Raw genomic sequence first — 24834 nt, 5'->3', positions numbered from 1 at the left:
GCAATTCGCAAAGCGCCGGGTCTGCCGTTCGCAAGAGACATGCCGGGACGGGACATGCCGGGCGAGACATACTGGCAGGAGACAGGCGCGAAACTAGGCTCGCGCCGCGAGCAATCGACGCGCGATGCCCGCAACCATGCCCGCCCCGTCACGATCGATCGCGAGCGGATGAGGCGGTCCTGCGGCCAGAGTCGCGGCCACAGCGGCGGCGAAAGGGCCCGGCGAAGCGGCGTCGGCGTCTGAAAGCCGCAGGCAGCGCGCCAGTCCCGCGCGCTCCATCGCGTCGGCCCGCACCGCCTGCTCGGTCTCGGCGCCCTCGTCGAAGGGTACGACGATGGCGGGACGCCCCGCCGCGACGAGGTCGAGCACCGTATTGTAGCCGGCCTGGCTGATCGAGAGCGCGCAGGCCGCGAGCAGTTCGGGGAAATCCGGCCGTGCGCGTTCGACGATGACGTTGGGCGAGGCCGATTGCCGCAGCTCCGCGAACAGGCCCTCGCCCAGCCCACGGCCGACGAGGAGGCGCCAGCGCCACACCGGATCGGACAGGCGCGCCGCCTCGACACAGAGCCGGAACAGCGGCAGCGCCGCGCCGGAGCCGCCCCCCGAAACCAGAATTTCCCCCTCGCGGCCATCGCGAGCGCCGCGAAACGAGGGCGAGGCCGCCAGATAGCCCGTGTAATGCAGCCGACTCGCGAGTTCCGCCGACACCGGCCAGGACGCATCAAGCGGCAGGAAGGCGCGGTCGCCATGCACCAGAACGCCGTCGAACATGGTCTCGATGCGCCGGTGCGCCTCCGCGATCCGGTCTGGACGGGGCGTCACCAGCACGTCCCTGACCGAAGACAGCACCAGCACCTTCGGCCGGGCGGCCTTCGCCGCCGCGATCAGGCCGAGGAATTCATCGGCCAGTTGCCGCCGCCCGAAGGGGAAATGCTCGGTGACGACCACATCCGGCCGGAGCGAAACCGCAAGCTCGCGGAGCAGCGCCTGTCGTGCCTCGCGCCGGGAGACATCGATCGGCCGGCCCTCCTCGTCGAGCAGATTGCGGAAATCGACACCCTCGACCTTGACCGGCGGCAATTGCACGAAGTCGAAGGGCTCACCCGTCATCGCCCGCAATGGCATGCCGCCGCTCGCGAGCGTGACGGCAAAACCGCCTTCCGCGAGCGCCCGGGCCAGATGCGCCGCCCGCACGAGATGCCCGCTGCCGAGCAGATGCGTCACCGCGATCAGCACGCTGCCGCGCGTGCCCGTCGCGCTCATGGTGCCAGACCAGCCGAGGCGCGCAGTCGCGCCGCAATTCGGTCGAGCCCGGCTGACGCCGAAAACGCACCCGTCAGTCGCTCATGCGAGGCCCGCCCGAGCGCCTTGCGCCGCGCGGGCGCGCCAGCCAGACCGGCCAGCGCCCGCGCCAGCGCGGCGACATCGCCGGGGCGGACGAGCAGCCCCTCGACACCCTCGCGCACGAATTCCGGAATACCGGCGAAGTCGGTGGCGACGATGGGCAGGGCCTGGCTCGCCGCCTCCATCACGACATTGGGCAGGCCGTCGCGGTCGCCATCGCCGGCCTGCCTGGAGGGCAGCACGAAGAGATCGGCCTCGCGCAGCGCCGCGATGACCTCGCCCTGTGCCTTCGGTCCCGCCCAGGTCACGCGATCGGCGAGACCCAAAATACCGGCCTGCGTCTGCAGGGCCTTCAGCTTCTCGCCGCCGCCGATATGGGTCAGGCGCCAATGCAAACCGGCAGGAAGCTTTGCCAGCGCGGCCAGCAGATCGTCGAAGCCCTTTTTCTCGACGGCACGGCCGATGGTGACGAAGCGCACCGGATCGGCGGAATCGCTGCCGTCGCGGGCAGGCCGGGCAGGCGGCGCCGGAAAGCGCGCGAGATCGAGCCCGTGATAGACGAGGCCGACCTTCTCGGGCCGGTTGGCCAGGCGCATGAGTTCGCGGTGGCCGTCCTGCGTGCAGGTGACGCCCCATGCTGCCGCCGCGATCTTCTCGCGTTTCTCCCAGTCCGGCGTCGTCCAGATATCCTTGGCATGAGCCGAGAACGACCAGGAAAGCCCGCGCAGCAGCGCCGCATAGAAGATCACCGAGGCAGGCGTATGCAGGTAATGGACATGCAGATGCGTGGTCCCGACCGGCAGCTCGCGCGCCATCACGCAGGCCTGCCCGAAGCGGCGCAGCCGGTTGCGCGTCCGGTCGCGGGCGAGATCGCGCAGGAAGACGCCAAGCAACCGCGCAAAGCCCGGCCGCAGCAGCGCCCGCAGCACACCCCGCAGCACCCGTCCCGGCTCCTCACGCAGATACTCCGGCAGATAGCTCACCGGCACCTTGATCTGGTCGTGCATCAGATGCCGGGCGACATCGGTCGGCCGGCGCAGCGACCAGATCGCGAAGGGCAGGTCGCGCTGCTGCAAGCCGAGCAGTTCCTGCGCGATGAAGGTCTCCGACAGGCGCGGATAGCCCTTCATCGCGATCGCGATACGGGGCGGCTTCATCGCCGGCCGATCAGCATGAAACGGGTGTAGTTCTTGGTCGGCAGCGCTCCGGCGAACAGCGTCTCCGACAGCCCCGCCTGCGCCTTGAACGCGTCGAGGGAGGCGACGCAGCTGCGATGGTCGGGCTCGCGGACATAGTCGTTCGATTGCAGCAGCAGCGGCAGGCCCGGCGGCAAGGTCGAAAGCCAGCCCGGCACATCGGACAAATGCTCGCAGCTCGTGTTGATGACGAGGCCTGGCGCCGGGCTCTGGGCCGCGAAGTCGAGCGTCATCATGTCGGCCGTGACAGTCCGGAAGCGACCCGCCGCGACATGGCGGCGGTTCAGTCGCTCGGCGACGGGCGCGCAGGATGGGTCGAGGTCGACGCTGACCACTGCCGGAATCGCCAGCCGCTCGTCGGCGAGCAACAGCGCGCCCAGCACGCCGTACCACGCCCCCAGCACCCAGACCGGCCCCTGCGGATGCGGCATCGTCCCTGCCAGCGCATCGACCAGCCAGCGCTTCGAGCCGATCTGCTTGTGATTGAAGGCGATCCACAGATCGGGCGGCATCTCGTCGGCGACGAGACGCGCGAGATCGGCCACCACGCTGTTGCCGGTGAGGGCTGCGACGCCGCGCAGAATGTCATAGAAGGCGTCGGGAGGCGTGTCGCGTGTCATGCCGTGTCGGGAAAGCGGAGTGAAAGTGGCCGGACCATATGCAAGCAGACCTGTAAAGGCCAGCGACCCCGCCGTCGCGCCGTCCGGCATCCTGCTGGCCCATCTTGCCAGCCCCGCGGCTGCCCTGCGACAGGTTCTCGCCGCCCATGCGGTGCGCGCCTGCGCCCATATCGTCGAGATCGGCGGCGCCGGCTTGCCGATCACCGGCTTCCTGACCCACCGCCCCCAGACCGTGACCGTCATCGACCCGAAGATCCCGGACTTCTCGGCCGAGATGCTGAACGGTGCGCCCTGCCGCCTGCGCCATCGTGCCGCCAAGCTGCAGGAGGTCGAGATCGCGCCGATAGGCCCTTACGCGCTCGTTCTGCTCGGGCTCTCGCTCAAGCCCTTCGGACGCCGTGGCGCGACCCCGCCCGAACTGCTCGCACTGGCGGCCGGCGCCGAAGTCCTGGTGATCGACTATGCGCTCGATCTGGAACGGGCGCAGGGCCAGATCGGCGCATTGACGGCGACGCGTCCCGCCCCGCCGAACATCGATCTCGCCCTGACGATCAACGACGAGGCCCTGCGTGCCGCCGGCTTTGATCGCCGGCGCTTCCTCGTCTTCGGACCGGCCTGAGCGTCACGACCCGTCCTGCTCCGGCGTTTCCGGCTTCCGCGCCGGAGCCTTCTTGCGCGGGGACCGCCTGGCCTTGGCCGGAGGAGCCTCGACGGGAGGGGCCTCCCCCGGCGACGCAGCCGCCTCGCGCGTAGCCCTGGAGGCCGGGGCGAGCAGGGCGACGCCGTCGGCGCCCTCGACGAGATCGACCTCGGCCGCGCCCTCGCTCACCGTGGCATCGAGGATGGCGGGGTCGGCAGCCGCTGCCTTGTCCTCATCGGATTCCGCGATCTCCGGCGCGCTGGCGAAACCAAGTGCATTCAGCGGCTTCTCCCGCCCGCGGATGGTGATCTTGAGCTGCGTCGTGCCGCGATAACTGCGGCCGCTGGCCCGGATTGCATCTTCGGACACCAGGATATCGGCCAGCACGCGGCGTGTCGCCAGCTCGAGCTGGGCGGCGACGGCAACCGTCTCGCCGACCGTGATCTCGCGCCGCCCGAGGCTGTCGTTCTCGACCGCCCCGGTGATCGCCTGGCCGCTATGGATGCCGATGCCGATGCGCAGCGGCAGCGGCAGCGCGGCTCCGAACTCGCGGTTCAGCGCCTCGACTGCGCGCACGATATCGCCAGCAGCGGCGATCGCGGTCTGCGCGCCCTTCGCCGGACTGCCTTCCAGCCCGAACACCGCCATGAAGCCGTCGCCATAGAAGGCGTCGATGCGCCCGCCATGAGCCGCGATGGCCTGGGCCATCTCGTCGAAGAAGCGGTTGAGCAGGCCGATCAGTTCCTGCGGCAATTGCCGTTCGGCCAGCGACGAGAAGGCGCGCAGATCCGCCACCACGACGGTCAGCCCGCGTTTGCCGGCGCTGGCATCGGGCTCGAAATCGATCGGCGCCGTCGTCTTGAGGCGGGAAGCCAGCAGGATCTGGACCTGAAGGTCATCACGCGGCCTGATCTGGCAGGCGAGGCGCACGCGCTCGGGGGCCGCGATCCGGCGCAGCAGCTTGGCCTCGTTCATGCCGGGCGCGGGCAGGTTGTCGGCGCCGTCCAGCACCAGCACGCGACAGGTGGCGCAACGAGCCCGCCCGCCGCACAGCGCTGCATGCGGAATGCCGAAGCGCCTGAACATCTCCAACACGGTCAGGCCGGGCGCGAGCTTGCGCACGCCATGGCCGACGAAGCGGACGGTGATCTGCCGGGTCGTCCGGACCCTGATCTCGCGGATGCCGACGAAGCCGACGAAGCAGCCGACAAGCCCGTAGAAGACGGTCTTCGCCCAGGTCACGTTCTGGTTGAACATGACGATCTGCGCATCGGTCGCGACCTCCGGCGCCATCGCCATCTGGCCGGCCTCCCGCCCCGCCACGGCAAAGCCGATCAGGGCCAGGATCGGGATCAGGATCGCGACCAGCAGGAAGGGATCGCGCCAGCGCTGATAGGCGTCGCGCGAGCGCAGCGTGAAATGCAGGCCGATGATGCCATGGACCCAGACCAGCAGCAGCAGCAGCGACTGGGTCGCGGCAAGACCGGGCCAGAGCCGCCGCAGGACGGCACGATAGCTCTCGTCGAGATTGAAGAAGCTGCCCATCACCCGCGTCCCGACGATGTGATCGATCAGGAAGAGCGGGATCGCCAGGCCCAGTGCGATCTGCAGCATCTCGCGCGCCGGCATCTTGAAGGTGCGGCGCTGGGCGACCCGGACGAGCGCGAAGAAGGGATGGACGACGAGCGCCCCGTAGAGCGCGGCCGTCCCGGCCCAGGAATGCCACAGCCAGTAGCGCCACTCCTGCGCCTGCTCCATGGCCTCGACGCCGGCGATGCCCGCCGCGTGATTGAGGAAATGCGTCGCCGCGAAGAAGAGCAGCACCAGTCCCGAGGCGAAGCGGATGTCCCGGCTCCACGACGACACCTGATCCATCCCGGCGCCCATGCCCGAACGCCGCGCTCCGGCCGTCTGCTGCAGGCTCATGCCGGCTCCTGCATCGTCAATGCACTTTCTCCCCGTGCAGCGTGATATCCGCCAGACGGTACAGCCGCGAGGCGAGGTCGCGCGACAGCGCCAGGCTGAAATCCGGTATCGTCTCGAGCAGTTCGAAGAACAGGTCCTTCGGCAGGCGCAGCGCATGGACCGCGCTCTTGGCCGTCACCGCACCGACGGCGCTTTGCCCGGACAGGAGGGGCACGTCGCCGATCAGGCTGCCGGAGTGGAGCTGCAGCCGCCGGCCTTGTCCATCGGGCCTCTCATGCGAAATCTCGATATCGCCTTGCAGGATTACATAGACGCCTTCGGGCTTGTCGCCCTCCTCGATGATCTGCTCGCCGGCCGCGAAATGCAGCTTCTCGCCCATCAGCGCCACGAGCTTGAGCCGCGGCGGCGGTAGCGACTGGAACAGGGGGAGCTGGCGCAGGCAGGAGATGTCCGCTTCGAGTGTCATGGTCGCGCCTCCATCCGCTCGCCGCCGTTGCGCCGCTGCAAGGGAGCGGCAGCGCCGTTGCGGGCATGCTTGCCATCCTCGCTTTCGATCGTCCCGGACGGGCCGTCGAAGACGATCCGGAGCGGAATGTCCGCGACGAGACTAGCATCCCCCACAAGAAGAAACAGTGTCATGCCGGCGCAATGTTCGCGCAGCCGGCCGATGATCTGGTCAGGTTCGGCCGACGTCGCCAGGAAGGCGCCCATGTCCAGCACGGCGATCTGGGGCGCCTTGATCAGGGCCTGGGCCAGCGGCACGGCGAGCTTCAGCCGCGTCGGCAGGAAGCGGCCCCTGATTCCGCAATCGGTGTCGAGGCCGATCCGGTAGAGATCGCCGTCGAGCCCCGCCCGCGCCAGCGCCTTGCGCACGATCACCGCGACCTTCCTGCCGGCATCGGAGATGCTATGGCCGATGCGTCCGAACATCAGATTGTCGCGCAGGCTGGCGCCGAGCATGACCTTCTCGGGATCGTAGAAATGCACATCCTCGGCCGCATCCGCCGGAAGATGCGCCTTGAAGCTCTGCCGTGCCCGCAGGATGCGCTGCTGCAAACGCTGGTCGAGCAGGTTGAGCCGGTGCTTGGGCTCGATATAGCCCAGCGCCAGCGCCACCAGATCGCGCTCCGCCATGGCATCGAGCGGAACCCGCATATCGTGCTTGTTGAGGAGCGTCGTCAGTTCGCCGAGCCGGTCGAAATCGAGCCCGGACCCGAAGGAGTAACGCTCGAACAGGGCATGCCCCTGCGGCAGGCCGGCGAAGATTTCGACCACGGTCGCGGCAATCCGCGAGCCGACCTCGACCAGCGGCTCGACCAGCGACTCCGCCTTGAGGATCGCATAGGCATAAGGCTCGAACAGCAGCGTCTCGTTGGCGAAGCGCGGCCCCATCCGGGCCCCGAAGATCAGGTTCTCGGCGATCGTGGCATTGGCATTGTAGCTCTCGGGGTCGAAGGGCGTGATCAGTCCCGCGAGCTTGCTGCGGCCGAGTTCCTCGGCCACCGCCTTGCGCGCCACGATGATCTGCGCCTTCGCCTCGGCGCGCAGCCCGACGGTGACTTTCCCGTCGAGACCCAGCTCGTAGACGTCCTCGGCGCAGCCGAGAACATCGAGGACGGCCCTGATGCGGGCGGCCAGCGCGGCGTCATCCGCCACGCCGGCGCCTTCGTAGTCGGTCCAGTCCGCCTCGAACGGCAACGGCGTGTTGCCGGAGCGGATCGCCTCGACGAAGCGGCGCTGCTCGCCCGGTGCGACCTTGCCTTCGGGCCTGAGGCTGGGCCGGCGTCGCTTCAGCGGCAGCAGGATGTTGTCGCGGATTGTGCCGGCGATGATCTCGGCCTCGTTGCCGGCATAGCCGATCAGATGGCTCGCCCGCTCGACCGACATGCGCGACAAAGGCGCGCCATCGATCATGATGCGGCCCGAATAGTTCATCGCCTGGCGGCCCAGGATGCGGCCGAGCACCTCCAGCGCACCGCCATGCGGACCGATCACGGCGACCGCACCCGGCCGCGGAATTCGCGCCGAGAGCGGCGTCAGCAGCGGCTGGCCGCGATTGTCCAGCATCTGCACGCCGTCGAGCCTGATCTCGCCGGTCTCGGGCAGGCGCGCGACGCCGTCCGCCTCGTCGAGCTCGACCGTCTCTTCGGCGTTGAACTGGGAAATCACCTGCTCGTATTTGATGGTCACGTCGTTGCGCTGCTGGTCCCAGTCGATCAGCTCCTTGATCGGCGGCGGCAGGTCGCGATAGGCGGCGATGACCGCGACGAGCTGGCCGATGTCGAGCCGGCCCTGCAGGGCGAAGAAGCCGCCGACCGCGTAAAAGAAGAACGGTGTGATCTGCGCCAGCAGGTTGTTCAGAAACTTGACCGCGAATTTCCGCTTGTAGAGCGCGTAGCGGATGTCGAAGAGCCGCCCGAGCCGGCCCGCGATGTCGGACTGCACATAGGTGGTCGCGCCATGGCCCTGGATGGTCGGCCCGGCATCGACGATCTCGCCGATGCGGCCGGCAAGCTGGCGCGAGGCGATCTGCCTTTCGCGCCCGAGCCGGAGCTGCTCGCGCCGCAGGATCGGGATGATGATCGCCTGCGCCAGCACGATCATCAGCGCGATCGAGCCGAGCCAGACGCTCTGCACCATGATGAAGACGAGCGCCGTCAGGGCCTGGCTCAGCAGGAAGACCGGCTGGATGAAGGCATCGCCGACGAAGCCGCCGATCGGCTCGACCTCGTCCTTGATCATGCTCGCGACCTCGGCCGGCTTGACCGCGCGGATGTCCTCCGGCCGGAAGCGCATGAGCTGGCTGAACAGGTCGTAGCGCATGCGCCGGAGCATGCGCTCGCCGAGAATGCCCTTGCGGACATTGATGACGTATTTGAAGGCGCCGTTGATCAGCACCAGCAGCAGGAAATAGCCGCTCAGCCAGAACAGCAATCCGAGCTGCCCGACCTGGATTCCTTCGGACACCCTGAAGCTCGCACCGCCCAGGAAGGCGGGCAGGCTCAGCGTGATATCCATCAGGGTGGCAGTGGTGTGGCCGTCCCTGAACGCCCGCCCCTGGATGGCGTCGTTCACGATCCGCTTGGGCACGTCGAAGGAGGCCCAGTTGAACGGGATCGAGACGAGGATGATCAGCAGGACGATGACCTGTTCGCTGCGGCTCTTCTCCCAGACATAACGGAAGAGGTTGGTCTCCAACGGGAATCCTGTCCGGCGCGCCAGGTCGCGCGCCCGTCTCTTGACCTGCTGCGATCATATGTGTGTCAGCTTCGCTTCAAGCGCAACGTGGCGCATGCCATGATTGCGACAGGACGCTGGTGGGATGCGTCGGCTCGCCCCGCGCCGTCGGGGCACGACCGTGTTTGCAGAGGGCGTGATGGGACGCGAGCGCTTGAACCGTCTCGACCTGCTGCTGCGGGTCGCCCGCCCGGCTCTCGCGGTCTGCGCCCTTGCACTCGGCGCTCTCGCACTCTCCACCCTCGTGCCCTCGCCACCGGCTCTCGCCGATCGCCCGGCCGACCCTTCGCGCCTCGTGCTGAGCGACAGCCTGCGCGGTGGGGGTTTCGCGACGGAGGGCGGCCTTTTCTACAAGGAGAACGCCGAGCAGAGCGCCGGGCGGGTCGATTTCCAGGAGCGTCTGGCCAGAACGGACCGTGGCGGATTGACGCTCACCGTCTTTCCGTCCTGCCGCTCGCCGGCCGCGGCCTGCAGCGAGCGGGCCGAGGTCTGGGAGCGGCCCGACGTACTCGCGCCTTATGACCGGCCTGTCTGGTACGGTTTTTCGATGCATATGGACGACCCGTTGCCGCAGGACGACGGCCGCTACGTCATGGCGCAGTGGAAGCGGGAGATCCTGCCGGAGACCGATGGCGACTACTCGCCCTTTCTGGCGCTGCGGCTGTATGGCGGGCGTCTCGGCTTCACGGTCGAGACCGACTTGGTCGAAGCCTTTCCCGTCGGCGGCCCGCAGCGCCCGACGGGCTGCCGCGACGGCGAGGCGCGGGTGCTGAGCCGGCCGACAGTCCGCCAGACGCGGGCGCTGGTCGCGATCGAGAGCGGCACCTCGCCGGCCAATTATCCGGCCTATTTCGACAGTTGCGCCCCGGGCATCGCGGTCACGCGGCATGCCGACCTGCCGACGGCGCAGCGGGGCTGGATCGATTTCGTCGTCCGTTCGCAGCCGGGACCCGACGGCGATGGCCATGTCGAGATCATCGCCAACGGCGTCCGGATCGCGACGATCAGGGGCCATATCGGTCATCGTGGGCCCGGCTTGGACCGGAACCAGTATTTCAAGTTCGGCCCCTATCGCGCCCCCAACCATATGCCGTGGAGCGTCAGCTATGGCGATTTCCGGCGCGGCCCCCGTTGCGCCGATGTCATCCGCGGCGGCCAATGTCCGGCGGAATGACGCAGCCGGTCAAAAGCCATTGGCAAGGCGGCACTTTCCACGTCTAGTGACGTTATGATCTTGTAACGCGACGACGAGGCGTTCCGGCGAAAGCGGCTGATGGATATCCTGCGGATCAGCGATTTGCGTATCGGCTTCACGGTCCACGGGCTCGCTCGCGACGTCGTGAAGGGCGTGAGCCTGCGTGTCCCCGCCGGCAAGACTGTCGCGCTCGTCGGCGAATCCGGTTCCGGCAAATCGGTGATCTCGCAGGCGATCATGGGGCTTCTGCCGCGCGCCGGAGCCGTTACCGGCGGCGAGATCCTCTTCCGCGACCCGCTGGCGCCCGAGACCTCGATCGACATTGCCGGCCTTCCCGCCGAGGGCAGCGAGATCCGCGCGCTCCGCGGCGGCCGCATCGGCATGATCTTCCAGGAGCCGATGTCCTCGCTCTCGCCGGTCCACACCATCGGCAACCAGATCGAGGAAGCGCTGCTGCTGCACCGGCCGATGCCGAAGGCGCAAGCGCGCCCGCTGATCGAGACCATGCTGGGGCGCGTCGGCTTCAAGGACCCGGCCCGCGCCTTCGGCCTCTATTCCTTCGAGCTCTCCGGCGGCCTGCGCCAGCGCGCCATGCTCGCCATGGCCCTGATCTGCCAGCCGGCCTTGCTGATCGCCGACGAGCCGACGACGGCGCTCGACGTCACGATCCAGGCCCAGGTGCTCGACCTGATGCGCGATCTCCAGGCCGAGATGGGCATGGCGATCCTGCTCATCACCCATGACCTCGGCGTCGTCGCCAACATGGCCGACGAGGTCGTCGTGATCTACCATGGCGAGATCATGGAGAGTGGCCCGGTCGAGGACATCTTCCGCCGCCCGCGCCATCCCTATCTCAAGGCCCTGCTCAAGGCCTCGCCGCATTTCGACATGGAAGAGGGCGAGCGGCTGGTGGCCCTGCGCGAGGCCAGACCGCGCCCGCCGGCGGCGCCGCGCCGCGCCGCGGCGTCGACACCACCGGGCGAGGCCGCTCCGCTGCTCAGCGTACGCGGCCTGCGCAAGACCTACACCACCGGCTCGCGCAGCTTCTTCGGCAAGGGAAGCCAGCAGACGGTGCTGGCGGTCGACGATGTCAGCTTCGACATCAGGCGCGGCGAATGCCTCGGGCTCGTCGGCGAAAGCGGCTGCGGCAAGACGACCGTCAGCAAGATCGTGATGCGTGCCATCACCGCCGATGCCGGCGCGATCGCCTTCGATGACGGCCAAAGGACGATCGATGTCCTCGCCCTCGAAGGCGAGGAACTGCGGGACTTCCGGCCCCGCGTCCAGATGATCTTCCAGGACCCGGTTTCCTCGCTGTCCCCGCGCATGACGGTGATGAATATCCTGCGCGAGCCGCTGGTCATTCACGGCAGGGGCGGCGGCAGCGACCAGATCGCGCGGGTGAAGACACTGATGGAGGATGTCGGGCTCGATGTCCGCTTCCTCAACCGCTATCCGCATTCCTTCTCCGGCGGCCAGCGTCAGCGCATCGGCATCGCCCGGGCGCTCGCGCTCGACCCCGACCTGATCATCTGCGACGAACCCGTCTCGGCGCTCGACGTCTCGGTCCAGGCGCAGATCCTGAACCTTCTCAAGGACCTCCAGGCCGAGCGCGGCCTGACCTTCCTGTTCATCTCGCACAACCTCGCCGTGGTGAACTACATGGCGGACCGCATCGCCGTGATGGCCAATGGCCGCATCGTCGAGATCGCGCCGCGCCACGCCCTGTTCTCGCGTCCGGCCCATCCCTACACCCGGGCGCTGCTGCGCTCGGTGCCCTTCGCCGATCTCGACCGCAAGCTCGACTTCAAGCTCGCCGCGCCCGGGGGCGCCTCGGATGCCAACCACTGGGCGCCGGCCTTCCGGCGCGATCCCGATGGCGGGGCGCTGACGCATGTCCCGCTCGGCGACGGGCATTTCGTCCTCGCCCGTCCCGGCGCCGACATGCGGGAGATGGCCTGATGAGCACGCGGCGCCTTTTCCCTCCGACCCGCCGGGGCGCGCTGCTGCTCGGCTCGGCTGCCCTCGCGGCAGTCGGCCTGCCGCGGCTGGCGCCGGCCGCGACCGCCACGCCGGCCGAGCTGATCGACAGCCCCTTCTTCGCCAGCCAGGTGGCGGCTGGAACCTTGCCGGCGGTGGCGCAGCGCGTGCCGCGCGCGCCACGCATCGTCGACGTTTCCGGCGAGGACCGCGCGCCCGGCCGCCATGGCGGCACCATGCGCATGCTGATGGGCGACCAGCGCGACATCCGCATGATGACACTCTACGGCTATACCCGGCTCGTCGGCTACGACCAGAACCTCGACATCGCGCCCGACGTGCTGGAGAGCTACGAGATCGAGGAAGGCCGCATCTTCACGCTGCGTCTGCGGCCGGGTCATCGCTGGTCGAACGGCGCGCCCTTCACCGCCGAGGATTTCCGCTACTGGTGGGTGCATGTCGCCAACAACCGGCGGCTCTCGCCGGGCGGGCTGCCCCAGGCTCTGCTGGCGGGCGGCGAGCCGCCAATCTTCGAGGTGCTGAGCGAGACCGAGATCCGCTACACCTGGGCCAAGCCGAACCCGATCTTCCTGCCCTCGCTCGCTGGCGCGCAGCCGACCTATATCTGCATGCCGTCCGGCTATCTGAAGCAGTTCCACATCGATCATGCCGATCCGGTGACGCTGCATTCGCGCGTCAAGCAGGCCCGCGTTCGCGACTGGGGCGCATTGCATGAACGGCTCTCGCGCATGTACCGGCCGGAAAATCCGGACCTGCCGACGCTCGATCCCTGGCGCAACATCACGCCGCTGCCGGCCGAGCTGTTCACCTTCCAGCGCAACCCCTACTTCCACCGCATCGACCAGAACGGCCGGCAACTGCCCTATGTCGACGAGACAACGCTGACGGTCGGCACCAGCTCGCTCGTGCCGGCCAAGGCCGCCGCCGGCGAGGCCGATCTCCAGGCGCGCTATCTGCGCTTCGACAACTACACCTTCCTCAAGGACGCTTCGAAGCGGATGAACTTCGACGTCCGGCTGTGGAAGCGGGCGGAGGGCTCCTACTTCGCCCTGATGCCGAACCTGAACGCGATCGACCCGGTCTGGCGCGATCTCAACCGCGACGTCCGCTATCGCCGGGCGCTGTCGGTCGCGATCAACCGCACCGACATCAACAAGGTCATCTTCTTCGGCCTCGCGCAGGAGAGCGGCAACACCGCCCTGCCCGAAAGCCCGCTCTACAACGCAGCCTTTGCGCAGATGTGGATGCAGCACGACCCCGCCCTCGCTGACAGGCTCCTCGACGAGGCCGGCCTGACGACGCGCGCCGCCGACGGCGTTCGCCTGCTGCCGGACGGACGCAGGCTCGAATTCACCGTCGAGACCGCCGGTGAGAGCACCGAGGAAACCGACATCCTCGACCTGATCAAGCAGGATCTCTACGCCGTCGGCATCAAGATCTATCCGCGCTCGACCCAGCGCGACGTCTTCCGCCGGCGTATCGTCGCCGGCCAGACCGTGATGTCGGCCTGGGTCGGCATGGACAACGCGCTGGTCTCGCCCGAGATGGAGCCCGACGCCCTGGCGCCGACCAGCGCGGCGCAGTTCAACTGGCCGCGCTGGGGCCAGTTCCTTGAGAGCGGCGGCCGCGAGGGTGAGCAGCCGGACCTGCCCGAGGTGCGCGAACTGGTCCGGCTCTACAATGACTGGCGCGCCAGCGTGACGCATGGCCAGCGCCGGGAGATCTGGCAGCGCATGCTCGAGATCAATGCCGGGCAGCTCTTCGCGATTGGTGTCATCAACGGCACGCTGCAGCCCGTCGTCGTCTCGCGCGATCTGCGCAACGTGCCGCAGAAGGGACTCTACAGCTTCGAGCCTGGCGCCTTCTTCGGCCGTTACATGCCCGACACCTTCTGGTTCGACACGGCGAAGACCGGGACCCCGGACAAGGCGAAGAGCTGAATCGTGCTGCTGAAATACATCCTCAAGCGCATCCTGGTGATGATCCCGACGCTGCTGATCACCAGCGCGCTGATCTTCACCGTGATCAACCTGCCCGAGGGCGACTATTTCGAGACCCTGGCCGCCGAGATGCAGGCGCAGGGCGAGAAGGCCGATCTCTCCCGCATCGAGTTCCTGAAGAAGGAGTACGGTTTCGACCGACCGGTGGCCGAGCGCTATTTCTGGTGGGTCGCGGGCCTGCTCCAGGGCGATATGGGCTACTCCTTCGAGTATCAGCGCCCGGTGAGAGAGATCGTCGGCGACCGGCTGATGCTGACCATGATCGTCTCCTTCGTCACGATCATCTTCACTTGGATCGTCGCCTTCCCGATCGGCATCTACTCGGCGACGCATCAGTATAGCTGGGGCGATTACGGCCTGACCTTCATCGGCCTGATCGGGCTCGCCGTGCCGCATTTCCTGCTGGCGCTGGTCTTCATGTACATGGCCAATGTCTGGTTCGGTACCTCGATCGGCGGCCTCGTCGATCCACAATATCTCAACCAGCCGATGAGCTGGGCCAAGGCCGCCTCCGTGCTGGAGCATCTCTGGATTCCGGTGATCATCATCGGCGCCGGCGGCACGGCCGGCATGATCCGCTCCGTCCGCGCCAATCTGCTCGACGAGCTCCAGAAGCAGTATTACGTCACCGCCCGCGCCAAGGGCCTGCCTCCCGGCAAGGCACTGCGCAAATATCCGCTGCGCATGTCGCTGAATTTCTTCGTCTCGGATATCGGCGACATCCTGCCCTCGATCGTCTCCGGCGCCGAGATCGTCGCGATCGTGCTCTCGCTGCAGACGACCGGGCCGCTACTGATCCGCGCCCTGCAGAGCCAGGATATGTATCTCGCCGGCTCCTTCCTGATGTTCCTCTCCTTTCTGACCGTCATCGGCGTGCTGATCTCGGACATCGCGCTCGCGATTCTCGATCCGCGCATCCGCCTGCAGGGGGCGGCGACCAAGTGAGCCAGTCCTCGACAGCGACCCTCTCGCCATCGGCCCTGCCGCCCGAAGGCGCACCCTTGCCGCACACGGCCTCGACCGCCCCGTTCGAGCCCCAGGCCGTCGAAGCGATGACGCCCGAGCAGGAGCGCGTCTATCTCGCTTCGCAATGGCAGCTGATGTGGTGGAAGTTCCGCCGCCACAAGCTCGCGCTGATCTCGGGCGTGCTCATCCTGGTGATCTACGCGATGGCCGCCTTCGCCGAGTTCCTCGCGCCCTATCACTACACGACGCGCAACACCGACTTCATCCGCGCTCCGCGGCAGGAGGTGCACCTCTTCCACGAAGGCCGCTTCCTCGGCCCCTTCGTCTACCCTTACGTCCAGCGCCTCAACATGGAGAACCTGAAGCGCGAATACGATGTCGACCGCGCCCGGCCGCAGCCGCTGCGCTTCTTCTGCCGCGGCGACGACTACATGTTCTGGGGCATGATCCCCGGCAATCTGCGTCTGGTCTGCGCGCCGAAGGACGGCACGCTCTTCCTGCTCGGCTCGGACCGTCTCGGCCGCGACGTGCTCTCGCGCATCCTCTATGGCGGGCGCATCTCGCTCTCGATCGGCCTGCTCGGCGTCTTCGTTTCCTTCGTGCTCGGCGTCGTCATCGGCGGCATCGCCGGCTATTACGGCGGCAAGGTCGATCTCGTCGTCCAGCGCCTGATCGAGATCGTGCAGTCGCTGCCGCATATCCCGCTCTGGCTGGCGCTGGCTTCGATCATGCCGCCATCCTGGAGCCCGCTGCTGGTCTATTTCGGCATCACCGTCATCCTCGGCCTGATGGACTGGACCGGACTGGCACGCGCCGTCCGCTCGAAGCTCCTGTCCTTGCGCGAGGAGGACTATGTCGTCGCCGCCCAGTTGATGGGAGCCAAGCCCGCTCGCATCATCGGCCTGCACCTGATCCCGGGCTTCATGAGCCATCTCATCGCCTCGGCCACGATCACCATCCCCAAGACCATCCTCGGCGAGACGGCGCTGAGCTTCCTGGGGCTGGGCCTGCGTCCGCCGATCACGAGCTGGGGCGTGATGCTGAACGAGGCGCAGAACATCAATGTGGTGGCGCTTTATCCGTGGCTGCTCTATCCGGTCGTCCCCGTGATCCTGATCATCCTGGCCTTCAATTTCCTCGGCGACGGCCTGCGCGACGCGGCCGATCCGTATCGCTGAGGGCGCGGCAATCATCCGAGCCTGAGACCGGTGCGCATCGCCTTCCACACCCCGCTCAACGCCTATGACGACGGCCGCATCTCCGGCGACCGCCGCATGGCGCTCCAGCTCGTCGCGGTTCTGGAGGGGCTCGGCCATGTGGTCGAGCCGGTGCTGGCCGCCCGTGACTTCATGCCGAGCGCCGATGCCGACAGGCTTTCGCGGCATCGCGATGCCGCGGCCACCCATGCGCAGGACATGCTTGCGCGCTGGCAGGGCGGCGCCCCGCCCCCCGAACTCTGGTTCACCTACCACAACTACTACAAGGCGCCCGACCTGCTCGGACCCGCCATCGTCAAGCGTCTCAACATCCCCTATGTCGTCGCCGAGGCGAGCGATGCGAAGCGGCGCGCCAGCGGCGAATGGGCCGCCCACACCCAAATCGCCCGCAATGGTTTCGCCGCCGCCGACCTGCATCTCCATTTCACCGATCGCGACCGCCAGGGTCTCGAACCCTGGCGCGCCCCGCACACCGCGCTGCTCGAACTGCCCCCCTTCATCGCGTTCGCCGATGACCCGCCGCAGCATGCCGGCGATGCCATGGTGCCGCGCCTCGTCACCGTCGCGATGATGCGCGAAGGCACCAAGCAGAACAGCTATCTGACCCTCGCCCGGATTCTCGGACGCGTCGTCGACCGGCCCTGGACCCTGACCATCATCGGCGACGGCCGGCAGCGCGCCGCCATCGAGCAGGCCTTCGCCGACCTGCCCGAAGGCCGCATCCGCTGGCAGGGCGCGCTGCCGCATGAGCGCGTCGTCGCCGAGATGGCCGCGCATGACGTCTTCATCTGGCCAGGCGTCCGCGAGGCCTACGGGCTGGTCTATCTCGAGGCGCAGGCCGTTGGTCTGCCCATCGTCGCCTTCGACAGCGGCGGCGTCGCCGCCACCGTCCGCAGCGGCGAGACCGCCCTTCTCGCCCCCGAGGGCGACGAGGCCGCGCTGGCCACCGCGCTGCTGAACCTGCTCGACGACAGGGCCTTGCGCCGCACGATGGGCGCGGCCGCGCGCCGCTTTGCCCTGATCGAGCGCAACCCGGCCAAGGCCGCGCTGATCCTCGAGCGCGGACTGGCTCTGGCCGTCGCCAACCGTGCCGCACGCGCCGTCGCGGCGGAACCGGCACCATGAGCCCTGCCCCCCGCGATGCGGTCTGGCAGCCGCTTCACGCCGAACTGGACCGCTGGAGCGAGGCTGGGCGGACCATCAAGCTCTGGCTGCGCGACGACGACGCCATCGCGCCCGACCCGGCACTGGACAGGCTGGCCGGGCTCGGCGAGCGCTTCGGCCTGCCTATCCTCCTTGCGGTCATTCCGATGCTCGCGGAACCCGCATTGCCGGCGGCGCTCCGCGACCGGCCTTCGCTCTTGCCGTGCCAGCATGGCTGCTGGCATCGCAACCATGCCCTCGAAGGCGCGAAGAAATCGGAATTCGGGCCGCAGCGCAGCGCTGCCGAGATCACTGCCGAGATCGGCGAGGCGCACCGGCGTCTCGATAACCTGTTCGGCCCGGCCCTGCTGCCGATCTTCGTACCGCCCTGGAACAGGATCGACCCCGGCCACGCCGCGCTGCTGCTGGAACTCGGCTTTTCGGGGCTCTCCTGCTTCCGTGGCTATACGCTCGGCCCCGCGGGCGGCCCCAGGCTCGGCAACACCCATCTCGACATCATGGACTGGGGCGGCGGCCGCATCGGCCGCTCGTCGCAAGACCTCGTCGCGGAAACCTGCCGGCTGCTCGCAGCCAGGCGGACGGACGCCAGCCCGGACAACGACGCCTTCGGTGTCCTCCTGCACCATCGCGATCACGATGCGACGGCCTGGGATTTCCTCGACGCCTTCCTTTTGCTGGCAACCCGTCATGCCGCGGTCATCCCGACCGACCCACGATGGCAATTCCAGCTTCCGACTGCGCCCTGACGCATCGCCTTGCGGCGCGATTCCCTGCAAACTCTCCCAGCCGTTGGAGGCTCGCCCGATGGATCACGAAAGTTCGACCCAACCTGCCGCCTGTCCTGTCTCCCGCTCGGGCGCGGGAACCGGCGGCGCACTGGAGCGTTGTCCGCGCATGAAACAGCCGATCGCCGCCCTCGCCATCCTCGCAGCCCTTGCAGCCTGCGCCCCGCCGCCGCGGTCGCTTGTAGACGAAACGCCCCGGGCCGTGCCGTCGAAGCGGATCACTGTCGTCGGCCGGGACGTGACCTTGCCGGATGGGTCGCGCGCTACCATGGATTCGACCGGAGGCTTCCTGCTTCCGAACGGCGAACGCGTCATGCGGGACGCGCGCGGAGCGCTCGTGCTGCCCAACGGCAACCGCTGCCTGCCCGATGGCGGCGGATTCGTCTGCCCCTGAGCGACCGGCCCCTCTGCATGGCGAAGCAGCCCGTGCGAGCATTGACGCGGCTCGCGCGGACTGGCGTGAATGCCTCGGCCAGGCGCGAGCGGGCTTGGCGAGCGGGCTTGGATCGGCGCACGCCACGCGCTAAGGTCACTCTCGCGTATTCTAAGGTGCGTTCGTCCTCGCCACGAGGTCGTCTGACCTTTCTGCGGGGGGGGCGACGCGGACATGCCTTACAACGTCGTCGATCTCGCCGGTGCCGAGCGGGCCCCGCGCAGCCCGCATGCGCCGCGCGTCCTGATCTACAGCCACGATACCTTCGGGCTTGGCCATATCCGCCGCTGCCGCGCCATCGCGAACTCGCTGGTCGCCAGCTATCCTCATATATCAGTGATCATCGTCTCGGGGTCGTCGGTGATCTCGAGCTTCCAGTTCGGCGACGGCGTCGACTATGTCCGCATCCCCGGCGTCGAGAAGCAGAGCGATGGCCGCTATGGCCCCCACCACCTCAACCTCGACCTCAACGACACGATCCGGATCCGCACCGATCTGATCAAGCAGCTCGCGCTCTCCTTCGACCCCGACGTCTTCATCGTGGACAAGGAGCCGATCGGCTTGCGCGGCGAACTTGTGCCGGCGCTCGACATCCTGCGCCGGCGCGGCGCGCGCATCGTGCTCGGCCTGCGCGATGTCCTCGACGAGCCGGAAAAGCTCAACGAGGAATGGCGCAACAGCGGCGCGCTCGAAGCGCTCAATCAGATCTACGACGACATCTTCGTCTACGGGCTCGAAAGCGTCTACCAGCCGCTGGTCGGCCTGCCGAACCAGCATCTCTTCGCCGACAAGATTCGCTACACCGGCTATCTCAAGCGCGCCGTGCCGAGCCCGATGCCGCCCAACCGCTATCCGCGCATCACCAAGGGCCCGTTCATCCTGGTGACACCGGGCGGCGGCGGTGACGGCGCCGGCGTCATCGACTGGGTGATTTCGGCCTATGAAGCCGACCCAACCATCGCCTTGCCCGCCCTGATCGTGTTCGGGCCGTTCATGTCGCGCGAGCGCCGCAAGGAGTTCGCCGAGCGCATCGCCCGCATTCCCAAGCTGGAGAGCCTCGGCTTCGAGCCGCGCCTCGAACTGCTGATGAACCGCGCCCACTGCGTCGTCGCAATGGGCGGCTACAACACCTTCTGCGAGGTCTTGTCCTTCGACAAGCCGGCGCTGATCGTGCCCCGCGTCAAGCCCAGGCTCGAACAGGCGATCCGCGCCGAGCGGGCCGACGAACTCAAGCTGATCACCGTACTGCACGACCCCTCGCAGAACGGCGATGCCGAACGCGATCCGCTCGTCATGGCTGCCGCCCTGCATGCCCTGCCCCGGCGGACGCCGCCCTCGCAAGCCTTCGTGCCGAGCCTGCTCGACGGCCTGCCCGCGATCAGCCGCGCGCTCGCCGATAATCTCTCCATGCCGATCAGGGGGCGCCTCCTGGCGCAGTCCGCAGCCATCACCAGCTAGGCTCGCCTGCATCGCCGATCGCCTCGCGGATGCGAGGAGCGATGGACAAGCGGAGATAAAGTTTTCAATATATCAGCGATCGGGAGACCGGGCGCGCAGCCACTGCGCCCGACCGGAGGAGATGCCTGTCATGGCCGCGCTGCTGTTCAAGAACTTCGCACTGCTGGAGCCGGACCATGGCGAGGTGCGCGCCGGCTACGAACTCCTTGTCGAGGGCGACACCATCCGCGAACTCTCCGACAAGCCGATCAAGGCCGACGCCGCCGATGTCGTCGATTGCGGCGGCCGCACCCTGATGCCCGGCCTGATCGACAGCCATGTCCATGTCTTCCTCTCCGAGGTCGTGATCCGCGCGATGGAGAGCATGCCGCTCACCCTGATGACGGCCCGCGCCATCGGCCTGATGAAGGGCATGATCGACCGCGGCTTCACCACGGTGCGCGACACCGGCGGCGCCGACTGGGGCATCAAGGAAGCCGTCGAGACCGGCCATGTCGCGGCGCCGCGCCTGTTCATCGCCGGCCAGGCGATCGGCCCGACCGGCGGCCACAGCGATCCGCGCCGGCGCACCGATTTCGGCACGCGCTGCCAGTGCTGCAATGCCATGGCCTATACGATGAACGTCTCGGACGGTGTTTCGTCCGTGCGCAAATCGGTCCGCGAGCAGATGCGGCTCGGCGCCGACCACATCAAGATCATGATGTCGGGCGGCGTCGCCTCGCCCTACGATCCGCTCGACTCCCTCCAGTTCAGCCTCGACGAGGTCCGCACCGCCGTCGAGGAGGCCGCCGCCTTCGGCCGCTATGTCTGCGCCCATGCCTATACGCCGGAGGCGATCACCCGAGCCGCCAATTGCGGCGTGCGCGCCATCGAGCACGGCAACCTGATCGACGATGCCTCGGCAAAGCTGATGGCGGAGAAGGGCATGTTCCTCACCGCCAACCTCGTCGCCTATTACGCGATGAAGGAGCGCGCCGCCGAATTCGGCATGAATGGCGACATGCTCGCCAAGAACGACCTCGTCATCGATGGCGGCCTGCGCTCGCTGGAGATCTGCAAGCGCGCCGGCGTCCCCGTCGCATATGGCTCGGACCTGCTCGGCCAGCTCCAGGTCGACCAGTCGCGCGAGTTCCTGCTGCGCCGCGAGGTGCTCTCGCCGATCGAGATTATCCGCTCGGCCACGACCGTAGGCGCCCAGCTCCTGCGCATGGAAGGCAAGCTTGGCACGCTGCGTGCTGGGGCGTTCGCGGATATGATCCTGGTCGACGGCAATCCGCTGGAAGACCTGGCCCTGCTGCAGGACCAGGGCGCTAGGCTGCCGGTCATCATGAAGGGCGGCGCGTTCCACAAGAACACGCTGAACTGAGCATGGCCTTCCCCTCGCGCTCCGGCGCATAGGGAACGGCGATGCGAGGCATAGAGACAAATCGGATTGACTGTCCGAAGGCGCATCCGCAGCCTTCGGGCGCGATCCGGCACAAGTTCGGACGTCGGGATTTGAGCAAGGCCAGGGTGGTAATGGTGTCGTTGAGCAGCGTCAGGCGAACGCAGGCCGGAAACGGTTCGCGGCTCGATTGCGGAGGCGAGGCGTGAGCGCCTCGACCCGCCCGAGCCTTGGACGCATCGCCCTCAATGGCGCCGCCGGCCTCGCCTTGCTCTACATCCTGTTGCCGCTGATCTTCGTCACCTGGCTCGCCTTCTTCCGGCAGGAGATTCCCTCCTTCCCGCCCGAAGGTTATTCGCTGAAATGGTTCACGGCTGCGGCCCACAACCAGCCCTTCATCAACGGCTTCCTGCTGAGCCTCCAGGTCGGCGTGACCGCGACGCTGCTCGGCCTGCTCGTCGGAGTGCCGGCGAGTCTTGCGCTGGTCCGCCACCGCATCGTGCTCGGTCCCGTCTTCAACACGCTCCTGCTGCTGCCGCTGGTGATGCCCGGCATCGTGCTCGGCACGGCGATCTATGTCTTCCAGATCGAGACGGAAATCGCGACCGGCCTGCCCGTCATGGGTTCGCTCGGCGGCCTGGTCGCTGCGCACACGCTCGTCGTCATCCCCTGGGTGGTGCGCCTCGTCACCGCGAGCCTCGTCGGCTTCGACCGCACGATCGAGGAGGCCGCGCAGAATCTCGGCGCGGGCCCCTTCACCACCTTCCGGCGGGTGACGCTGCCGAGCATCAGGCCCGGCATCGTCGCAGCCGGGCTCTTCGGCTTCGTCACCTCCTTCGGCAATCTGGAGATGAGCCTGTTCCTGGTCGGACCGGGCCGCACCACCCTGCCGATCGCCATCCTGCAATATCTCGAATGGAAGATCGATCCGACCGTGGCAGCCGCATCCCTGATCCAGATCGTCCTGATCGCCGTGGCGATGATCGTCACCGACCGTTACGTCAAGCTGAGCCGGGTGGTCTGACGCGATGGCAAGATTGTCGATCGAGCATCTCCGCAAGACCTATGGCGACCTGACCGTCGTCGACGACGTCAACATCGACATCGCCGATGGCGAGTTCCTCGTTCTGCTCGGCCCCTCCGGCTGCGGCAAGACCACGACCCTGCGCATGGTCGCAGGCTTCATCGCGCCGAGCGCCGGCGCCATCACGATCGGCGAGCGCAGCGTCACCACCCTGCCGCCCTGGAAGCGCAATTGCGGCCTGGTTTTCCAGAGCTATGCCCTCTTCCCCCATATGACGGTGGCCGAGAACGTCGCCTTCGGCCTCGAAATGCGCAAGATCGCGCCCCCCGACCGCGCCCCGCGCGTCGCCGAGGCATTGCGCCTCGTGCAGCTCGCCGGCTTCGACGAGCGCTATCCGCGCCAGCTCTCCGGCGGCCAGCAGCAGCGCGTCGCGCTGGCACGTGCGCTCGCCATGGAGCCGGACGTGCTCCTGCTCGACGAGCCGCTGTCCAACCTCGACGCCAAGCTGCGCCAGGAGGTTCGCGTCGAGATCCGCGACCTGCAGCGCAAGCTCGGCCTGACCACGATCATGGTCACGCATGATCAGGAAGAAGCGCTCACCATGGCCGACCGGCTGGTCGTCATGGAAAAGGGCAAGGTCCGCCAGATCGGCACCCAGCGCGAGCTCTATGAGAAACCCGCCGACCGCTTCGTCGCCGGCTTCATCGGCCGCAGCGCCTTCCTCGACGGCGAGATCACCGCACCCGGCCGCTTCCGCACGAAGGGCGGCATCGAGATCGGCTGCGCCGCCGCGACCGGCGCGGGCGCCGCAACCCTGGCCTTGCGGCCGGAGCGGATCGCGGTCGCGGGCGAGGCCGAAGGGCTGCATAATCGCTTCCAGGCTCGTGTCGAGCACGCCTCCTATCTCGGCGCTTTGCTCGACATCGATGTCAGCCTGTCCGGGCATGACCGCATGCTGCTGCAGATTCCGAACAAGGCCGGCATCGCCGAGCCGAAGCCGGGCGAAACCATCACCATAGGCTGGGCCGAAGACGCCGGGCTCGTTTATCCGCGCGAGGCCTGACACCAGGCTTCGACGGGCGTCCAACAGGGGAGTTTCATCATGACCACATTCGACAGACGCGATCTGCTCAAGGGCGCCGGCGCCGCCGCGCTCGCCACCGGCCTCGGCACGCAAGCTTTCGCCCAGGCGGCCGGTAAGGTCGTCGTGGGCACCTGGGGCGGCGACTATGCCCGCCTGCTGACCAAGAACATCGAGGACCCGATCCTCAAGCCCAAGGGTATGGAAGTGGTGCAGGACCAGGCCGGCGACGCCCCGCGTCGCGCCAAGATGGTCGCCGAGCGCCGCCTGCCGCGCGGCACGGTCGACATCCAGGGTCTCTCCGCCGCCAACATGTACGAGATGAACGAGGCCGGCGTCATCGAGGCGCTTGACTACTCGAAGATCCCGAACGCCAAGAACCTGCTGCCGACGATGAAGTATCCCTACGGCATCGGGCACATCTATTCGGGCAACGTGGTGATCTTCAATCCCAAGATCATCAACCCGGCGCCGACCGGCTTCAAGGACTGGCTCGACCCGAAATGGGGCTCCAAGATCGGCTTCATCGACATCCAGTACCAGTCGATCATGATCGCCGCCTCGATGGCCGCCACCGGCGGCAAGGACATGAACGACCTCGACAAGGCCAAGGAAATCCTGATGGCCGTGAAGAAGGCCGGCGCTCGCGTCTACCCGACCAACGAGGCCTTCGCCGCCGCGATGAAGAACGAGGAGATCGGCATCAGCGCGATCTGGAAGGCCCGCGTCGTGCAATGGCAGAACGCCGGCATCCCCTGCGAGGCCGTCTCGCCGGTGGAAGGCATCCCGGCCTATGTCTCGGGCTTCGTGATCCAGAAGAACGCGCCCAACAAGGACAACGCCTACGCCTATATGAACGCGATGCTGGAGAAGGCGCCGCAGGAGGCCTTCGCGGTCGACATGGGCTACAACGGCACCGTCACCGGCCTCAACGTCGCGCCCGATCTGCAGAAGCGCATCGGCTTCACGCCGGAAGAAGAGAAGAAGCTGCGCGACCTCGACTATGGCTTCCTCGCCAAGAACGACAACGCCATGAAGGAGTGGTGGGACAAGGTCTTCAAGGCGTGATGCACGACGGCGCGATGCAAGGCATGGACACGTCATTCTCGGGCGACGCATCGCGTCGACCCGAGAACCTCATGACGACGAAGGCGTGGGTTTCC

General features: G+C 67.6%; 20 protein-coding genes. 14 read left to right on the top strand and 6 right to left on the bottom strand.

All coding sequences use genetic code 11. The features are described 5' to 3' along the window. Positions 1 to 93: 93 nt before the first annotated feature. The 3 genes from C8D03_RS11985 to C8D03_RS11975 are packed head-to-tail and all read right to left on the bottom strand — an operon-like array spanning position 94 to position 3160. Positions 94 to 1263 (bottom strand): glycosyltransferase family protein, encoded by a 1170-nt coding sequence (locus tag C8D03_RS11985; protein WP_108046461.1) that lies wholly within the window; start codon positions 1261 to 1263, stop codon positions 94 to 96. Next, on the bottom strand, positions 1260 to 2501 hold the full coding sequence (locus tag C8D03_RS11980; RefSeq protein WP_108046460.1) for a glycosyltransferase: 1242 nt from the start codon (positions 2499 to 2501) through the stop codon (positions 1260 to 1262). The genes C8D03_RS11985 and C8D03_RS11980 overlap by 4 nt, the downstream gene beginning before the upstream one ends. Beyond that, entirely contained in the window at positions 2498 to 3160 is a 663-nt protein-coding gene (locus C8D03_RS11975; RefSeq protein WP_108046459.1) for an SAM-dependent methyltransferase, read from the bottom strand. Before C8D03_RS11975 ends, C8D03_RS11980 begins: the two co-directional genes overlap by 4 nt. 25 nt (positions 3161 to 3185) lie before the next feature. Here C8D03_RS11975 and C8D03_RS11970 point away from each other — a divergent pair, with 25 nt between their 5' ends. Further along, entirely contained in the window at positions 3186 to 3779 is a 594-nt protein-coding gene (locus C8D03_RS11970; protein WP_108046458.1) for a hypothetical protein, read from the top strand. 3 nt (positions 3780 to 3782) lie between these two features. On the opposite strand, the gene C8D03_RS11965 is transcribed toward C8D03_RS11970, so the two are convergent. The 3 genes from C8D03_RS11965 to C8D03_RS11955 are packed head-to-tail and all read right to left on the bottom strand — an operon-like array spanning position 3783 to position 8924. Beyond that, entirely contained in the window at positions 3783 to 5726 is a 1944-nt protein-coding gene (locus C8D03_RS11965; RefSeq protein WP_181300913.1) for an adenylate/guanylate cyclase domain-containing protein, read from the bottom strand. Between the two features lie 16 nt (positions 5727 to 5742). Next, positions 5743 to 6192, bottom strand: coding sequence for a cyclic nucleotide-binding domain-containing protein (locus tag C8D03_RS11960; RefSeq protein ID WP_108046456.1), 450 nt, complete (start codon positions 6190 to 6192; stop codon positions 5743 to 5745). Next, the gene (locus C8D03_RS11955; RefSeq protein WP_108046455.1) at positions 6189 to 8924 is read right to left on the bottom strand and encodes an ABC transporter transmembrane domain-containing protein; all 2736 of its coding nucleotides are present in this window, start codon (positions 8922 to 8924) and stop codon (positions 6189 to 6191) included. The genes C8D03_RS11960 and C8D03_RS11955 overlap by 4 nt, the downstream gene beginning before the upstream one ends. Positions 8925 to 9048: 124 nt before the next feature. Between C8D03_RS11955 and C8D03_RS11950 the strand changes: the two genes are divergently transcribed. The 13 genes from C8D03_RS11950 to C8D03_RS11890 all read left to right on the top strand — a co-directional run bounded on the left by C8D03_RS11950 (position 9049) and on the right by C8D03_RS11890 (position 24739). Further along, positions 9049 to 10137 (top strand): heparin lyase I family protein, encoded by a 1089-nt coding sequence (locus C8D03_RS11950; protein WP_248308438.1) that lies wholly within the window; start codon positions 9049 to 9051, stop codon positions 10135 to 10137. A gap of 99 nt (positions 10138 to 10236) precedes the next feature. Beyond that, entirely contained in the window at positions 10237 to 12120 is a 1884-nt protein-coding gene (locus C8D03_RS11945; RefSeq protein WP_108046453.1) for an ABC transporter ATP-binding protein, read from the top strand. After that, positions 12120 to 14099 carry an ABC transporter substrate-binding protein gene (locus C8D03_RS11940; RefSeq protein WP_108046452.1) on the top strand — a complete coding sequence of 660 codons (1980 nt, stop codon included), beginning with the start codon at positions 12120 to 12122 and terminating at the stop codon, positions 14097 to 14099. The genes C8D03_RS11945 and C8D03_RS11940 overlap by 1 nt, the downstream gene beginning before the upstream one ends. Positions 14100 to 14105: 6 nt before the next feature. Next, complete coding sequence (locus C8D03_RS11935) at positions 14106 to 15104, top strand: ABC transporter permease (RefSeq protein WP_108051559.1); 999 nt, start codon at positions 14106 to 14108, stop codon at positions 15102 to 15104. Then, positions 15101 to 16303, top strand: a complete 1203-nt coding sequence (locus tag C8D03_RS11930) for an ABC transporter permease (protein WP_248308437.1) — start codon at positions 15101 to 15103, stop codon at positions 16301 to 16303. Before C8D03_RS11935 ends, C8D03_RS11930 begins: the two co-directional genes overlap by 4 nt. A 30-nt stretch (positions 16304 to 16333) precedes the next feature. After that, the gene (locus C8D03_RS11925; RefSeq protein ID WP_108046451.1) at positions 16334 to 17467 is read left to right on the top strand and encodes a glycosyltransferase family 4 protein; all 1134 of its coding nucleotides are present in this window, start codon (positions 16334 to 16336) and stop codon (positions 17465 to 17467) included. Beyond that, positions 17464 to 18252 carry a polysaccharide deacetylase family protein gene (locus C8D03_RS11920; protein ID WP_108046450.1) on the top strand — a complete coding sequence of 263 codons (789 nt, stop codon included), beginning with the start codon at positions 17464 to 17466 and terminating at the stop codon, positions 18250 to 18252. Before C8D03_RS11925 ends, C8D03_RS11920 begins: the two co-directional genes overlap by 4 nt. 148 nt (positions 18253 to 18400) lie before the next feature. Next, positions 18401 to 18685, top strand: a complete 285-nt coding sequence (locus tag C8D03_RS11915) for a hypothetical protein (RefSeq protein WP_108046449.1) — start codon at positions 18401 to 18403, stop codon at positions 18683 to 18685. Positions 18686 to 18898: 213 nt separating this feature from the next. Next, positions 18899 to 20182, top strand: coding sequence for a glycosyltransferase family protein (locus C8D03_RS11910; RefSeq protein ID WP_108046448.1), 1284 nt, complete (start codon positions 18899 to 18901; stop codon positions 20180 to 20182). 130 nt (positions 20183 to 20312) lie between these two features. Beyond that, the gene (locus C8D03_RS11905; RefSeq protein WP_108046447.1) at positions 20313 to 21548 is read left to right on the top strand and encodes a metal-dependent hydrolase family protein; all 1236 of its coding nucleotides are present in this window, start codon (positions 20313 to 20315) and stop codon (positions 21546 to 21548) included. A gap of 223 nt (positions 21549 to 21771) precedes the next feature. Beyond that, positions 21772 to 22590 carry an ABC transporter permease gene (locus C8D03_RS11900; RefSeq protein ID WP_210203918.1) on the top strand — a complete coding sequence of 273 codons (819 nt, stop codon included), beginning with the start codon at positions 21772 to 21774 and terminating at the stop codon, positions 22588 to 22590. Between the two features lie 4 nt (positions 22591 to 22594). After that, entirely contained in the window at positions 22595 to 23653 is a 1059-nt protein-coding gene (locus C8D03_RS11895; protein ID WP_108046446.1) for an ABC transporter ATP-binding protein, read from the top strand. A gap of 39 nt (positions 23654 to 23692) precedes the next feature. After that, positions 23693 to 24739 carry an ABC transporter substrate-binding protein gene (locus tag C8D03_RS11890; RefSeq protein ID WP_108046445.1) on the top strand — a complete coding sequence of 349 codons (1047 nt, stop codon included), beginning with the start codon at positions 23693 to 23695 and terminating at the stop codon, positions 24737 to 24739. The last annotated feature ends 95 nt before the right edge of the window (positions 24740 to 24834 follow it).

The organism is Bosea sp. 124 (assembly GCF_003046175.1).
Taxonomy (GTDB): domain Bacteria; phylum Pseudomonadota; class Alphaproteobacteria; order Rhizobiales; family Beijerinckiaceae; genus Allobosea.
The sequence above is the reverse complement of the archived record's forward strand: the minus strand, read 5'-3'. Positions and strand labels throughout refer to the sequence as shown.

Coding starts and splice junctions, on each gene's coding strand:
- C8D03_RS11985 (WP_108046461.1), bottom strand. CDS start 1,263: ATGAGCGCGACGGGCACGCGCGGCAGCGTGCTGATCGCGGTGACGCAT.
- C8D03_RS11980 (WP_108046460.1), bottom strand. CDS start 2,501: ATGAAGCCGCCCCGTATCGCGATCGCGATGAAGGGCTATCCGCGCCTG.
- C8D03_RS11975 (WP_108046459.1), bottom strand. CDS start 3,160: ATGACACGCGACACGCCTCCCGACGCCTTCTATGACATTCTGCGCGGC.
- C8D03_RS11965 (WP_181300913.1), bottom strand. CDS start 5,726: ATGAGCCTGCAGCAGACGGCCGGAGCGCGGCGTTCGGGCATGGGCGCC.
- C8D03_RS11960 (WP_108046456.1), bottom strand. CDS start 6,192: ATGACACTCGAAGCGGACATCTCCTGCCTGCGCCAGCTCCCCCTGTTC.
- C8D03_RS11950 (WP_248308438.1), top strand. CDS start 9,049: ATGCGTCGGCTCGCCCCGCGCCGTCGGGGCACGACCGTGTTTGCAGAG.
- C8D03_RS11945 (WP_108046453.1), top strand. CDS start 10,237: ATGGATATCCTGCGGATCAGCGATTTGCGTATCGGCTTCACGGTCCAC.
- C8D03_RS11940 (WP_108046452.1), top strand. CDS start 12,120: ATGAGCACGCGGCGCCTTTTCCCTCCGACCCGCCGGGGCGCGCTGCTG.
- C8D03_RS11920 (WP_108046450.1), top strand. CDS start 17,464: ATGAGCCCTGCCCCCCGCGATGCGGTCTGGCAGCCGCTTCACGCCGAA.
- C8D03_RS11915 (WP_108046449.1), top strand. CDS start 18,401: ATGAAACAGCCGATCGCCGCCCTCGCCATCCTCGCAGCCCTTGCAGCC.
- C8D03_RS11910 (WP_108046448.1), top strand. CDS start 18,899: ATGCCTTACAACGTCGTCGATCTCGCCGGTGCCGAGCGGGCCCCGCGC.
- C8D03_RS11905 (WP_108046447.1), top strand. CDS start 20,313: ATGGCCGCGCTGCTGTTCAAGAACTTCGCACTGCTGGAGCCGGACCAT.
- C8D03_RS11895 (WP_108046446.1), top strand. CDS start 22,595: ATGGCAAGATTGTCGATCGAGCATCTCCGCAAGACCTATGGCGACCTG.
- C8D03_RS11890 (WP_108046445.1), top strand. CDS start 23,693: ATGACCACATTCGACAGACGCGATCTGCTCAAGGGCGCCGGCGCCGCC.